General features: G+C 44.5%; 1 protein-coding gene. It reads right to left on the bottom strand.

Annotation, left to right across the window (positions count from 1 at the left end):
• Positions 1–166 (bottom strand): OprD family outer membrane porin (locus KMS84_RS44160; protein WP_498066977.1); only part of this gene is annotated, 166 nt, incomplete at its 3' end.
• Positions 167–353 lie beyond the last annotated feature (187 nt).

The raw sequence follows: 353 nt of genomic DNA, 5'->3' as shown, positions 1-353 counted from the left end.
CAGATGCATCACGATTATCACGATTGAAATAGAAGTTGCGGTTTAGAACAGTAAGGCTGCTACCTTCAATAAAACCTTCTGGTTTACCTTCCGCTTGTGCCGTGAGGGCATAGCTTCCAGAAAAAGCTGAAACCGCAGCCAAATACAAAGTTACTTTGTGTCTCATGCGATGCTCCTTTGATTACGGCAGTTTTTATTATGATTTACCTACGCGGGTATAGTCTGTTGTTTTGGCCCGGTGGAGCACTTAGAATAGCGCCTGGGTCATATTTGCAGATCAAAGATAACGAGTCGGTGACGGGGTGATTACAATTCTGTTATCAGGTATTTCCACCGTTGCAGGGCTTCCAGAA

The sequence above is a fragment of the Streptomyces hilarionis genome (assembly GCF_024539675.1).
GTDB classification, from domain to species: domain Bacteria; phylum Actinomycetota; class Actinomycetes; order Streptomycetales; family Streptomycetaceae; genus Streptomyces; species Streptomyces hilarionis.
The sequence above is the reverse complement of the archived record's forward strand: the minus strand, read 5'-3'. Positions and strand labels throughout refer to the sequence as shown.